Source organism: Embleya scabrispora, assembly GCF_002024165.1.
Lineage (GTDB): Bacteria > Actinomycetota > Actinomycetes > Streptomycetales > Streptomycetaceae > Embleya > Embleya scabrispora_A.
In genome coordinates this window covers 235,443-249,476 of record NZ_MWQN01000004.1, presented here as the reverse complement: position 1 = coordinate 249,476, position 14,034 = coordinate 235,443, and the positions used below count along the sequence as shown (strand labels likewise).

Sequence of the window (14,034 nt, the reverse complement as noted above, 5' to 3'; positions counted from 1 at the left end):
CCATGGACCACGACGCCTACTCGACCCTGCGGGTGAGTCGCGAGGACGGCATCGCCCGCGTCACCCTCGACAACCCGCCCGTCAACGTGCTGAACGTCGCCCTGATGGCCGACCTCCGGCACCTGCTGACCGCGCTGAAAAGCGACGACTCGCTTCGGGTGATCGTGTTCGACAGCGCCGATCCGGACTTCTTCATAGCCCACGTCGACATGTCCCTCGTCGACACTCCGGACGCCTTCGACGAGCTCGCGGCCGACCTTCCGGACGGCGTCAACGTCTTCCAGGCTCTGGGGGAACTGCTTCGGCACCAGCCCCAGGTGACCATCGTCAAGCTTGCCGGGATGGCGCGCGGCGGAGGGGCGGAGTTCGTCACAGCCGCGGACATGACGTTCGCGGCGATCGGTCGCGCCGGCATCGGCCAGATCGAAGCCCTCATGGGCATCGTCCCCGGCGGAGGGGGCACGCAGTATCTCGCCGGCCGGGTCGGCCGCAATCGCGCCCTGGAGGCGGTGTTGGGTGCCGATCTGTACGACGCCGAAACCGCGGAGCGCTACGGCTGGGTCAACCGGGCCGTCCCCGCCGACGAACTCGACGACGTCGTCGACCGCCTCGCCCGCAACATCGCCGCCTTGCCCGAGGGTGTGATCGCGGCGGTCAAGCGCGCCATCGTCCCCGAGGACCTGGCCGAGGGTCTCCTGCGGGAGCACGACGCGTGGGCGGGCCGGTTTGCTCGCCCCGCGGCCGAGCGTCTCATCCGCGGCGGATTGGCCCACGGTGCCCAGACCCGCGACGGCGAGCGCGATCTGGAGGGCCTGCTCCGGGGACTGCCCGGATAGGACCCGGACGAGGACCCCGTGTACTCATCGGTGTCGTGCGAGTGGAACGGCGTGCGGATCCCCGTCTCAGCGGATGCCGGCGTTGTCGACCGTCACGTCGCCTCGACGTGGAGGCGAAGGCCTCGGCGAGGAGCGTGACGGCCCGGCCGCGGGCGTGGTCGACGGCTTTGGGCCGGCGGTGGGGGTCGTGCGCGTCGGGCGTGCGGGAGAACGGTCGAGAGGCGGCGCCGGGTCGGTGCACGGCGGTGGGGTTCGGGGGTACGGCCCAGTGTCTGTAGAGGCGTCCGAATGTTCCGTTGGGCTTGACGAGGGCGGCCATGCGCAGTTCGTGGTTGTCGTCGTCGGTTCGTACCCAGCCCATGTGCATGATGGTGTGCACCGTTCTGTTGGCCAGTTCTCGGGCGGCCTCGCGGTGCAGCTGGTACACCTCGGTGAACGGGTCGGAGCAAGGGGTGGCGTCGGCCCCGGTCCGGGCGGGCTCGGGAGGGAGACGGTCGCCGGCCTGCCGGCGGACATCCACGCCGACCCCGCACTGCAGGACCGTTTCGACACCAAGTACCTCGGCGCCCAGCGTCGGTCCCTCACCGTGATCTTCCTGCTGTCCGAATCCCCGGGCCGGCTGCCCGCGCTCAATCCCCGCGCCTGGGCCCGTGCCCGCCGGGGAACGCGGGGCGCGGGGGTGTGGCGCTGCTTCGGTGGGCGATAGGCGGTCCCTTGGGGGCACGTTTCGGTCAGGGCCGGGTAGGCGCCGCTCAGGGCGATGGGGCCGGCCGGCGGGCGTTCGAGTGCCGGTTCGGCGGGAGGCTTCGGGAAGGAGACGGTTGATCATGGGTTTGGGTGGAACGGTATTTGCCGCTCAGGGTGGCTTGTTGGCGAGTGGCCGTCCGGACGGGCCGAGTTGGTTCCCGTACGCGTTCGTGGCGGTGTGGGTGCTTATCGCGCTCTTTCTGATCCCGCACTATCTCAAGAAGCGCAAGCGCTGATCCGAGGAGGCAGGGCGAGCGGTCGCCGATCGGGCACGTGGGGCGTGGTGTTCGGGATCGCAGTGGTGAAGTGGCCGCGCTCTGGCGTCCTTTGGGGGCGCGGAGTGCCGGGTCGCCGAGTCGGCCGGCGGATGGAGTGAGCGCGCGGCGTCGGTACACGAAGGACTCCGCGTCAGCGCCCGATGCGGCTCGAAGTCGCCCCCCGCCGCAGGTGTTGCCGAACACGTTGATGGCCATCGCCTGCCGCCTGCGCCGACGACTGCGCTTCGACCACGCCGGGCCGCGCGGCGGCTCGCTCCGCAGCACGGAACCGCACAGCGCCGTCCACTTCGGCAGGTACTGGTACCTGGGCCGGCCCGGTATGGGTGTCGTCGAACCGCTCGACGAAGGCAACTGCCTCCGCGCCTGGGCGCCGCCCCCCCGGGACCCGGCCTGGATGATCACTTCGGTGGACGCCGACTTCATCCTCGACGAGGTGTCGGCCGAGGTTAGACGAGTATTGCAAATCTAGAATAACTGTCTATATGTTGGTGGAGGTCGGACGGACCTGCTGCTCGCACCAGCGTGGACGCGGGCGCTTCGTCTTGGGAGTCGACTCCATGGAGAACAAGATGGGTCTGTTCATCGTTGCCGCCTTGGTGCTCGGGGTCGGCACCCGGAAGGCAAGCGCATGACCACGGGTGACAAGTCCCCTACGACCGTCCCGTTTCTCTACGACCGTTCAGGCAACCGCTACGACGTCACCGACCCACGCTGGCGCGGCGACGACGGCACCCCGCTGGCGCTCAGCCCCCTCCGTGGCATCACTCCCGACCGGATCGTCACCTCGGAGCGGTCGCTGTGGCGCTACCAGGCGGCGATCCCCGTGGATCCGAAGCACCGGGTCAGCCTCGGCGAAGGTTGCACCCCGATGGTGCCGTTGACCTGGGACGGCCGGCGGGTGCACTTCAAGCTTGAGTGGTTCAACCCGACGATGAGCTTCAAGGACCGCGGGGTGTCGGTGATGATTTCGCACCTCGCCGGCCAGGGCACGCGCCGCGTGCTCGAGGACAGCTCCGGAAACGGCGGCGCCTCCGTCGCGGCCTACAGCGCGGCCGCCGGGATCCAGGCCAGGATCATCGTGCCCGAATCGACCTCGGCCGCGAAGATCGTGCAGTCTCGTGCCCACGGAGCGCAGATCGAACTCGTCGGGGGCACTCGCGAACAGGTGTCGAGCGAGGCGATCCGCCAGTCCGAGTGGATCACCTACGCGAGCCACAACTGGCATCCGTTCTTTCTGCAGGGCATCAAGACCGTCGCCTACGAGATCTGGGAGGACCTCGGGTTCGCCGCTCCCGACAACGTCGTCCTCGTCGCCGGCGCCGGAAGCAACATCCTCGGCTGCGACATCGCGTTCGGCGAACTGCTCGACGCCGGACGGATCGAGCACCGGCCGCGGCTGCTCGTCGGGCAGCCCGAGCACTGGGCCACCATCGCGGACGCGGTCAACGACCTGGCCCCGACCACCCGCCGCGAGCGAGTGCCCACCATCGCGGAGGGTGCCTCGATCGCCGACCCGCCCCGCGCACCCGAGGCCGTTCAGGCGATCCGCCGGTCCGGCGGCGCGGCCGTCGCGGTCTCCGAGGAAGCGATCCGAGCAGCGGTGCGCAGACTCGCATCCCGCGGCTTGTACGCCGAGCCCACCAGTTGCGTCGCCATCGCGGCGCTGGACCACTTCATCGCCGACGGCACCATCGGCGCCGACGAGACCACCGTGGTCGTTCTCACCGGCGCCGGTGCCAAATCGTCCGAGAAGATGGCCTCCGTCTTCGACCAGGACACGCACCGATAGCGACGACAGCTGTCAAGCAGGAGGAAAGAGGGGAGTGCCCTGGTGGGTACCACCGACGGCGATCGGGACGCAGACGACAACCACGGCAGGACCGGCGGTGGGGCCACCGCCGCGGACGACGAACGCCTGCTCGCCGAGGCGGAGAAGATCGCGGTCGCGGTCGGACGGATGTTCCCCGGATTGTGCGAGGTGGTGCTCCACGACCTGCGCAATCCGCGGCATGCCATCCGGGTCATCGAGAACAACCTGTCCGGTCGGAAGGTGGGCGACTCGGCCACCGAACTCGGCCTGCGCCGGATCGCCGACCCGAACTACCCGAGCGTGATCCAGAACTACCCCAATCGGTTCCCCGACGGACGGCCGGTCAAGAGCACCTCCATCGGCATCAAGAACAGCGAAGGCGTCTACGTCGCGGCGCTGTGCCTCAACCTCGACGTCTCGACGTTGTCACCGCTGACTCTCACCCTCGCCAACCTCGTCGCGACCGAGGTCGAACACCGCGGCGAGGCCTTGGAGACCCTGCGCGACCGCGCCGCCCGCGAGCTTCGCGAGGTCGTCGAAACGTTCGCCGCGGACCGGTCCACCACCCCGCGGAGCCTGTCCCGAGAGGCGAAACGCGCACTCGTCAAGCAGTTGCACAAGGACGGCTTCTTCGACGTCGTCGGATCGACACAGGCCATCGCCGATCTCCTCGGCGTCTCCCGCGCCACCGTCTACAACTACGCGAAGCAACCACCGTGAGGGCCCACGACCGTGCGGACCGGGCGGTGCGCGCCGGGCGAACTCGGGGTGCGGTGTCGGGCCTTGCGGCCACGAACCGCACTACGGCTCGGCTCTCGAAATCCGGGCCGTCGCCAACCCTCCGACGCAGTCCATCCAAGGCGTTTCGGTGGGATCGCGTTCACCCGTTCGTGGTGGTCGCGCGGCGAATCACGGACCCGGTGATGTGCGCGGGTACACGGTTGTGGCCCGCGACTTCGGAGGTTCGAGGCGTGTGTTCGGAAAATGCGTTGCCCGGCACCTGATGCTCGCCTAGATTCGCACCGGCCCGAGTCGCTCGGGCCGCACATGATCCGGCGGGACCCGAAGGAGAAGGCCGTTGCTCGTCTGAGGCAGGAGACCCGCGCCGCACCCGGGCAACCGTGTTGCGGGGGCACGCGATCTCGACCTCGGCACGGAGCCGCCTTCCCGGTCCCCGGGACCGCCTGATCCCAGGCGTTGCCGTCCTCCCCCTCCTCCGGTCGATGCACCGCGCGCCCGCGGGTCTCCAGACGCCGCCCTTTCCGCGAGCGCCCTGGAGGCATCCATCATGTCAACCTTCACCGTGTCCATCGTCTGCACCGACCTCGGTTTCGCGTGGCCGGACGGCGGCACCCTCTTCGACGACTTCCAGATGGCCGTGGGCCCGGGCCGTACCGGCCTCGTGGGCTTGAACGGCGCCGGGAAGTCCACGCTGCTGCGCCTGATGGCGGGCGACCTCGCGCCCACCCGCGGCTCGGTGCGGGTCACCGGTGAACTCGGTTACCTGCCACAGGACCTCACGCTCGACACGACCGCCCGGGTGGACTCGGTGCTCGGCATCGCGGCGCAACGGGCGGCCCTGCACGCGGTCGAGGCGGGCTCGGTCGACGAGGCGCACTTCGCGGCGATCGGCGACGACTGGGACGTCGAAGAGCGCGCGATGGCGACGCTTGACGGCCTCGGCCTCGCGCACCTCGACCTGGACCGCACCACGGGCGAGCTCTCCGGCGGGGAGACCGTCATGCTGGCTCTCGCGGGCCAGTTGCTGCGCCGCCCGGACGTGCTTCTGCTCGACGAGCCGACCAACAACCTCGACCTCGTGGCGCGCGAACGCCTGTACGAAGCGGTCGAGGCGTGGCCCGGTGTCCTGGTCGTGGCCGGCCACGACCGCGGGCTGATGGAGCTGGTGGACCGGGTGGCCGATCTCCGGGACGGTGAAGTGCACTGGTACGGCGGCACGTTCAGTGCGTACCAGAATTCACTGGAGGTGGAGCAGGAGGCTGCCGAGCGCATGGTGCGGGCGGCGGAGTCCGACGTACGCCGCCAGAAGCGAGAGCTGATCGAGGCACACGGCAAGCTGGCCCGCCGCAAGCGCTACGGCCAGAAGATGTGGGACAACAAGCGCGAGCCGAAGGTCGTCATGGCCCAGCGCAAGCGTTCGGCCCAGGTCGCGGCGGGCAAGCACCGCACGATGCACGGCGAGCGCCTGGCCGACGCGCGCGAGCGTCTGACCGAGGCGGAGCGGGCGGTACGCGACGACGACGTGATCCGCGTCGACCTGCCGCTGACCGAGGTGCCGGAGGGCCGCCGGGTCGTGGCGCTGCCGGGCGTCGGGCTTCGGTTCGGGCCGCGCGTAAAGCTCGACGTTTGCGGGCCCGAGCGCATCGCGCTGCTCGGGCGCAATGGTTCGGGCAAGACGACGCTGCTGCGGACCATCGCGGGGCTGACCGAGCCGCGCTTCGGCGAGGTGCGGCGGGAGGTGCCGATGCGCTGCCTGCCGCAGCGCCTGGACCTGTTGTTCGACGATTTGACCGTGGTGGAGAACGTCGGCCGGTTCGCGCCGGGCGCGAGCGACAACGAGATCCGCGCGCGGCTGGCCCGGTTCCTCTTTCGGGGGCGTCGGGCCGACCAGCGGGCGGGCTCGCTGTCGGGCGGCGAGCGGTTCCGCGCCACGCTGGCGGCGCTGCTGCTCGCCGAGCCCGCGCCGCAGTTGCTGATGCTCGACGAGCCGACGAACAACCTCGACATGGCGAGTGTGCGGCAGTTGACAACCGCGCTGGAGTCCTACCGGGGTGCGTTGATCGTGGCGAGCCACGACGTGCCGTTTCTACGCGGGCTCTGCATCACGCGGTGGCTGAACCTCGACGAGCGGGGGCTTACGGCGGTGGATCCGCGGTAGTGCGGGCGTGCCGCCCGCCGTCATGTGACGCGGCGCCCCGTCGTCCCGGCCGGGACGACGGGGCGCCGCGTCGGCGCGTCCGCGGGAGCAGCCGCCCGGGGCCGGCAGGACCGGGGCGCAGGTGCGCCGTGCGTTCGCCGCGTCGAGCGGCGCGACGTTGTTCGCGGGTTACCAGGCTGCGGTGCTGTCCCGGGACGCGGCGGCGCCGATCTCCCGGTAACGGGGGTCGGGCACACCTGCGTAGACGACGGTCATGGTCAGCCGGGCGGGCTCGGCGCGGGTGTTGCGGTACACGTGCGGCCGATCGCCGCGCATCCGCAGCGCGTCGCCGGGGCCGACGGCGAACGTCGCGCCGCCCACCTCGACGGTGACCATGCCCTCGTGCACGTGCAGAAGTTCGCGAGTGCCGGTCGGGTGCGCGCCGGCGGACACCTCGTCGTGGGCCGCGAGGCGCAGCTCCCACAGTTCGGTGAACGGCGCGGTGGTGTCGTTGATCAGCAGGCGGAACACGCTCTCCCGGCCGCCGGGCCGGGTCGGCGCCTCGTCGTGGCGGGCCACGTGGCCCAGTTCCTCGGGCGGCTCGACCAGCCGACCGATCGGGATGCCGAGAGTGGCCGAGATCCGGGCCAGGGTGGCGATGCTCGGGTTGGTCCGGCAGGTCTCGATCTGCTGGAGCATGTTGCGGCTCACCCCGGAGCGCCCGGCGAGTTCGTCCAGCCGCCAGCCTCGGGCCTGCCGGGCGGCTCGCAGATTGGCGGCGAGGGTGTAGCCGACGGCTTCGGCGGGATCGGTCATGGCGCTATCGTGTCCTCCGGGTCCAAAATACTGTATCCATGACACAGAATAGTGGGCACGAGCGGGGAACCGGGCAGGACACGACCGAAGTCGAGATCGGCGGAGGCCGCGCCGGCGTCCGGGGGCGGCGTCGGGTGCGGCGGTTGCTCGGGGTGGGGCTGGTCGACTACCTGGGCGTCGGGTTGTTCGTCGCGTTCTCCGCCGTCTACTTCACCCGGATCGTCGGCCTGTCCACCGGCGGCGTGGGCCTGGGTCTCGGGCTGGCCGGACTGATCGCCCTCGGTACGGCGGTGCCGATCGGCCGGCTTGCCGACCTCGTGGGGGTACGCAACACCCTGATCGCCCTGCACCTGGCCCGCGCGGCCGGCACCGCCGGCTACGCGGCCGTCGGCGAGTGGTGGGGCTTCCTCGTCGCAGTCGCCGTGGTCACCACGGCCGACCAGAGTGTGTCCGCGCTCACCCAGGCATTCGTGGCCGAACTCGCCGAGGGCGCCGACCGGGTGCGCACCCTGGCCGCCTACCGCACGGTGGCCAACCTCGGGATCAGCCTCGGCGCCCCGCTGGGTGGCCTGGCCGTCGGCCTGGACGACGCGGCCGCGTTCCGCGCGGTCGTGCTCGTCAACGCCGCCGCGTTCGTGCTGGTGGCCGGGCTGCTCGCGACGATCCCGGCGCCGCCGGCCCGGGGCGCGGCGACGCGAGTGTCCGGGTGGGGCGCGCTGCGCGATCGGCGGGTGTGGGGGTTGGCCTCGATCGACACGCTGCTCCAACTCTGGCTGCCGGTGCTCAATCTGGGCATTCCGCTGTGGCTGACCATGCGCGGCGGGTTGTCCGCGGCGTGGCTCGGCGCGCTGTACGCGGTCAACACCGTGTTCGGCGTGGTGTGCCAGATGCCGGCCGCGCGGCTCGCGGTGTCGGTGCGGGCCGCGCGGCGCTGCCAGGTGGCGGCCGGCGCGCTGCTCGCGGCGGCGTGCGTGCTGCTGTGGTCGGCCGAACGGGCGCCCGCCGCGGTGGTCTTCCCGCTCGGCGTGGTGCTGCTGTCCTGCGGCGAGGTGATCGCGGTGTCGGCGGCCTGGACGTTGTCCTACGCCGTCGCGCCGGACGACCGCCGGGCCGAATACCTGGCCGCCTTCGGGATGGGTCGCTCGGTCGGACGCCACGTACTCGGCCCGGTCCTGATCACCGCACTGCTCCAGGCGGTGGGGGGCGTCGCATGGGGCATATTGGCCGCCCTGTTCGCGAGCGCGGGCATCGGCACGCTGTTCGTCCGCCTGCCGCCGGACCACCCGGCCGCCGACGCGCGCGAAGTCTGAGCGGCACATCGTGCGCACGGCCGTGCTGCGGCCGCCCTGATCGACCACCACGACCGTCTCGGGAGTACGCGCCATGGATCGACGTGCGGTCGGCCGAGGTGACCGCCTCGGACGGCTTCACCCCGCTCACCGTGGCGGACCGCACAAGGCCGCCTGGCCGGCGGCGTCGGCACGAGGCTCGTGTGGTGGATCACCCACCGCTGACCCCGACATGGGCTCGGTCGCCCGCCGGTCGCGGGCGGCGCCCGGTGTCGTGCCGACCGGCGCCCGCCCGCAACCGCGAACCCGGCCGGCCTCGGGGGATGGGCCGAGACTTGTCGTGGTCCGGCCCTACTGCTCCCGTTGCCGATCGGCCAGGGCCAAGAGGTGACTTACGTACAACGCGTCCAACAGCGCGGCCGTTTCGGCGTTCGGGTGTTGGGCGAGTATCGCGCGCGTGTTCCCACAGCAAGCGCCCAGACCGGCATCCATCCGCGCCGAGGACACCCTCCTCGCCGCCACCCTCGGACCCGATTACACCGGTCGCTCACACCCCACGTCTGATCCCCGGCACCTGGTGAGCCTCGACGCCGCCACCCGCGGACTTCGTGACCGATGACCAATCCCGCGTCGTCGATCCCGACCGGTTCGCGAACCTCCGGCTCCACGTCGGCCCACCTCGCCCCACGCGTCGGCCGGGGCGGGGCGGGCAGTGACCACCGCCTCACCGCGCGAACGTCCACACGATCGCACGGTGCGGCGCTGGCCGGCCGACGCAGGCCCCACCATCGGCCCGTCGGTGCCCGGTGGCCGTTCGTGCCGTTCCGACCTGCGTCCTTTGAACTTCGCCACCCGGTACGTGAGTTCGGCCGGATCGACCCGACACCGGACCCGAGTACCAACCGGCAGCGCCGTGTCGGGGACTCCGGTCCTCGGGCCTGCGGACGATGTGCGCCGAGGGGCCGGATTCCTAGCCTGGGCGCATGCGAAACGACAATCCGCGTGTATCGCGCACTAGCCTGAACCACTGGTCCAACCAAGGAAGTTGCCCGCAATCACGGGTGGCCCGGCAGGTGCTGCGCACCTTCGTGCCGCTCGCGCTGTGCCTGGGTGCGACCGCCGGCGGGATCGGTACCGCACACGCGGGATCGGCAACCCACACCAACCCCGTGCGCGCCCTGGCCGCGGCCGCGCACGATCTGGGCTCCACGGACCCCGCCGCCCCGGACGGCGACCTGCGCGCCTTCGACCGCATGGTCGGCGACGCGAAGATACTCGGGGTGGGCGAAGCCACTCACGGCTCCGCCGAGTTCCAGAACATCAAGCACCGACTGCTGCGCCACCTGGTGGAACGCCGCGGCTTCACCACCTTCGCGTTCGAGATGCACTGGAGCGCGGGCCTGCGCCTGGACGCCTGGGTCCGCGGCGGCGCCGGCAACCTGGACGCCATCATGTCCGACGAGCTCCAAAACGGCGGAGCGCTGTGGAACACCCACGAGATGGCCGCCCAGTTCCGCTGGATGCGCGAGTGGAACCAACGCCACCCCGACCGCCGCCCCCTGCGTGTGGTCGGCAACGACGTCAACTACGCCGGAACGGTGCAGTTCGACGCCGTCACCGACTACGTCGCCCGCCATTACCCCGCCTTGCTGCCCGAGTTCCGGCGCCTGTACCAGGAATCTCGCCCCACCGCCGGCGTCAGCGACACCATGATGCAACGCCGCACGCTGCCCCTCGATACCCGCCGGCGGATGCGCGACGACGTCCGCCGCGCCTACGACCTGCTGGAACGGCAGCGACCGGGGGGCAATGCCAAGGAGTACCAACTGGTGTTGCAACACGCGAGGTCCATCGCCCAGGTCGGCACGTCCCAGGGCTTCGACTTCATGGGATCCGAGGGCGCCAAGGCACAACTGCACCGGGACGAGAGCATGGCCGCCAACACCGTGTGGTGGCAGCGGCACACCGGGGAACGCGTCCTGTTGTCCGCCCACAACACCCACGTGGGCACCGAGCCCGACAACACCGACCTGTACCCCAAGGTCCAGGGCCAGTTCCTCCGCGACGCGTTGGGCTCGCGCTACGTCGCCGTCGGATTCACCTTCGGACAGGGCCGGTTCAACGCCGTCGACGCCGAGGACCCCACGTCGCCGTTCCGCCCCCGCGAGGTCGGGCCGACAGCGGCCGGCGGCAACGAGGAGACGCTGGAGAAGGTCTCGACGCGCGACTACTACCTGGACACGCGTACCGCTCCACGCACCGCCCGCGACTGGCTCGGCACGCGTCGTCCCACCCGCAGCATCGGTGCCTCCTGGCCCGATCCCCACATCATCAACAACATCCGTCTCGCGCAGACGTACGACGTCGTCGTCCACCTGCACCGCGTCACCGAGACCCACATGCGCTGACCGTCCGGTCACGGCGCGAGGTCCGGTATCGGATTCGCAGGACGTCGAACGAAGCCGGGCGGTCGGCTGCGCGGATCGGCTGATCGGTCGGTCGATTGCCACCACCCGGGCGCCGGTGTCGCGCGGCGCCCGGGTGGTGCCCCTGCGAGGACCTGCGCGTACTCCGGCCCCCCCGGCCCGGCCGGCCCGGCCGTGTTCGAAGCGGTTCCGCGCCGTTTCGACACCGATCCGAATCCGGAGGCCGAACTCGAAGAAGCGTGCCTCGAATGCGAGAAACTTCGTTCCGACGGCGGTCATGACGACCACCGTCACACCGACGCCGTTCCTCGAGGGAGTGTCCCCATGGACGAATTGCGCACCGACGTGCTGTTCGCCGCCGATCCCCAACGCGACGCCACCTACGACCCCGACGACCGGGACGCGCCCTCCGCCGGCGACCCGACGTATCCGGTGCGGATCATGGACCCCCGCCCATGGGTCATGACCAGGTACACGGCCGATGCCCAGCGTTTCACGTGGCGACCGGCCGAGCCCGGTGCGGGCGGCGAGGACCGCGAGGTGGTGGGCATCCCCTGCCTGTACTGGGGGAGTTACGCCATCGACAACCCGACCCCGGGCGCGGACACACTCCTGTTGGCCCAACCCTGGGAGCCGTTGCCCACCGACGAACAGGCCGCCGCCGAGGAATTCACCCGTCGCTACCGCGAGATCCAAGCCCTTCCCATAGGTACACCGCTCCCCAGGAACTACCTGTTGCTGATGCCGTTGGCGCGCGAGCTGATCCTGTGCCCCTGGCAGGACCTGGCCCGATACCGCGCCACCCACGACACCACCGCCGAAGCGCGCGCGCGTGCGCGCGACCGCCATTGGGACCGGATCCAGCGGCGGATCATCGCCTTGCGCCGATCCGGGGTCGAACCCGACGCGATCGACGCCCTGCTCGACCGCGCCCGGCCCGCCGGATGACGAGGAGGCCGCAGACTGTTGCGGCGCTTCGGGAAGAGGAGACCCACCGACCTCTCGCCGCGCGAGCGTCGTCGCCCCGCCCACGGTGGAATCGTGGGCGGGGCGACATCTGTGCCTACGCGGTGGGCGCGAGCCGCCACTTCTGGTTGGGGCCGCCGTTGGCGTACCACTCGATCACGTCGGCGCCGTCCGCCACGGAATCACCCCGAACATCGGCGACCAGGCCGGTCGAGACGTTGGCGAGCGTGATCGGGGCGTTGCCCGCACCGATCGTCCAGCGTTGGTTGAGCCCCTCGTTGGAGCCCCACTGGACCAACTGCTTGCCTGCGGCGCCGGGCTGCTCCGGGGCATCCAGGACGAATCCACTGCCCTTGTTCACGAACACGAATCCACTGCCCTGCGCGACCAACCGCCAGGTCTGGAAGGTGCTTTGGGATGCGGTCTGCTGGACCGCGGTGCCACCGCGCACCGTCGAGCCGCCGGCCACGGCCAAGACCTTGTCGCTGTGCACGTTGGTCAACGTGTACGTGATCGGCACCAGTTGCCACCGGGCAGGGGTCGCAGTGCCGCCCACGACCTGAACGACCTCGGCGTTCTCGACGGGCGAGGCGTCGCGCACGGCGACATCGAGTCCTGTCTCGATGTTCGTCACGGTCGCCTGGTCACCCGACGAGGTGATCTGCCATTTCTGGTTGGCTCCGCCGTTGGGCCCCCACTGCAATAGTTGCCGACCGGCGGCGTTCGGTTGCGGCGGCCCGTCGAGGAGCAGCCCGCTGCCCCGATTCGCGAGGAGGTATCCGTTCCCTGAAGGGCTGATCGTCCACTGCTGGTAGGCGCTCCCGGTCCACGTTCGTTGCGTCACACCGGCGCCCGCCGCATCGGCACCCTCGGGTATCGAGGCGACTTTGCCGGTGGCGCGATCGACCAAGCGATAGACGGACGAGGCGCACATCCCGCGCGGGTCCAGCGACACGCGCGGCGTGCAGTCTGCCCATCGGGCGGTGCCGCGATACACGTCGTGGTCCGAAACCATCTCGTCGTAGTGCAGCACGCTGCCACCGACGTCCTGGAAGTGGCGTTTGCTCAGGAAGATGTAGTCGAGCTTCTTCGGGTCCGGCTTCTTGGTGTCATACGTGAACTCATCGATCCCGCACGGCTGACGATACGGCTCACACGGGGTGTCGCCGGCCGGCCGGGTGGTCTGGTCGGCCTCGATGAACTGCCCGTTACCGCGCGGCTGAGCATAGAGCGTGGCCAGGGCCGGATCCCCCGGCAGGATGTTGACGTCACCGGAGACGATCACCGGCAGGTCTGCCGCGATCCAAGGATCCGTGAGTGATCGGATGACGTTCACCTGGGCCGGAGCGCCCCCATAGGCGCTCTGGTGCGTCGCGCACGCCTTGGTGAACCGGCCGCGCAGGTGCGTGTCCGCGCACAGGAGGATGAAACGCTCTACGACCGCGCCGTTCTTGATGTCGGGGGTGCCGAGATCGTGTCCGGCCTCGTTGGGGTTGAGCACCTCACCCTTGACGAAGACCGCGACGCCCTCGGTCGTGCCGTAGGTGGCGTCCGTCATGGCGCAGCCCGCCGAACTGGAGGTCGTGCGCTGATACTTGCCCTTGTAGCCAAGCGCTTCGAGGCGCGGGCGCAGGGCGTGGTACTGCACCTCGCAGACCTCGTTCAGGAACACCGCGTCCGCTGCCCACGTCCCTGTCTCGTCGGTGATCCTGTTTACGCGGTTGGCTACTTCACCGCGCCACTTGTTGGCCGGATTGCTGATGAAGTCGGTGCAGTTGCCCGCGCCTCCGCAGATGTTGTATTCCAGGAAACGCAAATCGTCGCCGGCCTGAGCGGCTGCCGAAGAGGTCTGTGCGGGCGCGGAGGTCGGGCGCCCGGGTGCCGCCGACGCGAGGGACGGTTGTAGTAACACGCTTGCCAGAACGGTCAGGGCGATGATCAGAGATTTGGGACGCATACTGCCTCCGGTGGGCGAATCCGTCCGTACG

Annotated in this window: 11 protein-coding genes and 1 pseudogene; 9 read left to right on the top strand and 3 right to left on the bottom strand. The window is 70.4% G+C overall.

All coding sequences use genetic code 11. The features are described from left to right. The first annotated feature begins 2 nt into the window (after positions 1-2). Positions 3-836 carry an enoyl-CoA hydratase/isomerase family protein gene (locus B4N89_RS41645; RefSeq protein ID WP_078981829.1) on the top strand — a complete coding sequence of 278 codons (834 nt, stop codon included), beginning with the start codon at positions 3-5 and terminating at the stop codon, positions 834-836. Here the strand turns inward: B4N89_RS41645 and B4N89_RS41640 are convergent. After that, positions 751-1,665, bottom strand: coding sequence for a DUF2867 domain-containing protein (locus B4N89_RS41640; RefSeq protein WP_101897529.1), 915 nt, complete (start codon positions 1,663-1,665; stop codon positions 751-753). The genes B4N89_RS41645 and B4N89_RS41640 overlap by 86 nt on opposite strands. Before the next feature lie 368 nt (positions 1,666-2,033). Here B4N89_RS41640 and B4N89_RS41635 point away from each other — a divergent pair, with 368 nt between their 5' ends. The 5 genes and pseudogenes from B4N89_RS41635 to B4N89_RS53605 all read left to right on the top strand — a co-directional run bounded on the left by B4N89_RS41635 (position 2,034) and on the right by B4N89_RS53605 (position 6,570). Further along, positions 2,034-2,330 carry a hypothetical protein gene (locus tag B4N89_RS41635; RefSeq protein ID WP_143658277.1) on the top strand — a complete coding sequence of 99 codons (297 nt, stop codon included), beginning with the start codon at positions 2,034-2,036 and terminating at the stop codon, positions 2,328-2,330. Positions 2,331-2,489: 159 nt separating this feature from the next. Further along, complete coding sequence (locus B4N89_RS41630) at positions 2,490-3,650, top strand: threonine synthase (RefSeq protein ID WP_078981827.1); 1,161 nt, start codon at positions 2,490-2,492, stop codon at positions 3,648-3,650. A 126-nt stretch (positions 3,651-3,776) separates the two neighbouring features. Then, positions 3,777-4,391 carry a helix-turn-helix transcriptional regulator gene (locus tag B4N89_RS41625; RefSeq protein WP_235619349.1) on the top strand — a complete coding sequence of 205 codons (615 nt, stop codon included), beginning with the start codon at positions 3,777-3,779 and terminating at the stop codon, positions 4,389-4,391. A gap of 568 nt (positions 4,392-4,959) precedes the next feature. Further along, positions 4,960-5,466, top strand: a pseudogene (locus B4N89_RS53610) (ATP-binding cassette domain-containing protein); the annotation flags it as partial. A 102-nt stretch (positions 5,467-5,568) separates the two neighbouring features. Beyond that, complete coding sequence (locus B4N89_RS53605; RefSeq protein ID WP_414646484.1) at positions 5,569-6,570, top strand: ATP-binding cassette domain-containing protein; 1,002 nt, start codon at positions 5,569-5,571, stop codon at positions 6,568-6,570. Between the two features lie 168 nt (positions 6,571-6,738). Here the strand turns inward: B4N89_RS53605 and B4N89_RS41615 are convergent, their stop codons facing one another. Beyond that, on the bottom strand, positions 6,739-7,365 hold the full coding sequence (locus B4N89_RS41615) for a helix-turn-helix domain-containing protein (RefSeq protein WP_078981824.1): 627 nt from the start codon (positions 7,363-7,365) through the stop codon (positions 6,739-6,741). Positions 7,366-7,403: 38 nt separating this feature from the next. Between B4N89_RS41615 and B4N89_RS41610 the strand changes: the two genes are divergently transcribed. The 3 genes from B4N89_RS41610 to B4N89_RS41600 all read left to right on the top strand — a co-directional run bounded on the left by B4N89_RS41610 (position 7,404) and on the right by B4N89_RS41600 (position 12,028). Then, positions 7,404-8,675: an MFS transporter gene (locus tag B4N89_RS41610; RefSeq protein WP_078981823.1), complete on the top strand. Its 1,272-nt coding sequence runs from the start codon at positions 7,404-7,406 to the stop codon at positions 8,673-8,675. A 1,040-nt stretch (positions 8,676-9,715) separates the two neighbouring features. Further along, positions 9,716-11,062 carry an erythromycin esterase family protein gene (locus tag B4N89_RS41605; RefSeq protein ID WP_235619292.1) on the top strand — a complete coding sequence of 449 codons (1,347 nt, stop codon included), beginning with the start codon at positions 9,716-9,718 and terminating at the stop codon, positions 11,060-11,062. 342 nt (positions 11,063-11,404) lie between these two features. Beyond that, a complete protein-coding gene (locus B4N89_RS41600; protein ID WP_078981821.1) occupies positions 11,405-12,028 on the top strand; it encodes a hypothetical protein in 624 nt (207 codons plus the stop codon). Between the two features lie 115 nt (positions 12,029-12,143). Here the strand turns inward: B4N89_RS41600 and B4N89_RS41595 are convergent, their stop codons facing one another. Continuing rightward, on the bottom strand, positions 12,144-14,003 hold the full coding sequence (locus B4N89_RS41595; RefSeq protein WP_078981820.1) for an RICIN domain-containing protein: 1,860 nt from the start codon (positions 14,001-14,003) through the stop codon (positions 12,144-12,146). Positions 14,004-14,034 lie beyond the last annotated feature (31 nt).

Coding starts and splice junctions, on each gene's coding strand:
- B4N89_RS41645 (WP_078981829.1), top strand. CDS start 3: ATGGACCACGACGCCTACTCGACCCTGCGGGTGAGTCGCGAGGACGGC.
- B4N89_RS41640 (WP_101897529.1), bottom strand. CDS start 1,665: ATGATCAACCGTCTCCTTCCCGAAGCCTCCCGCCGAACCGGCACTCGA.
- B4N89_RS41630 (WP_078981827.1), top strand. CDS start 2,490: ATGACCACGGGTGACAAGTCCCCTACGACCGTCCCGTTTCTCTACGAC.
- B4N89_RS53605 (WP_414646484.1), top strand. CDS start 5,569: ATGGAGCTGGTGGACCGGGTGGCCGATCTCCGGGACGGTGAAGTGCAC.
- B4N89_RS41615 (WP_078981824.1), bottom strand. CDS start 7,365: ATGACCGATCCCGCCGAAGCCGTCGGCTACACCCTCGCCGCCAATCTG.
- B4N89_RS41610 (WP_078981823.1), top strand. CDS start 7,404: ATGACACAGAATAGTGGGCACGAGCGGGGAACCGGGCAGGACACGACC.
- B4N89_RS41600 (WP_078981821.1), top strand. CDS start 11,405: ATGGACGAATTGCGCACCGACGTGCTGTTCGCCGCCGATCCCCAACGC.
- B4N89_RS41595 (WP_078981820.1), bottom strand. CDS start 14,003: ATGCGTCCCAAATCTCTGATCATCGCCCTGACCGTTCTGGCAAGCGTG.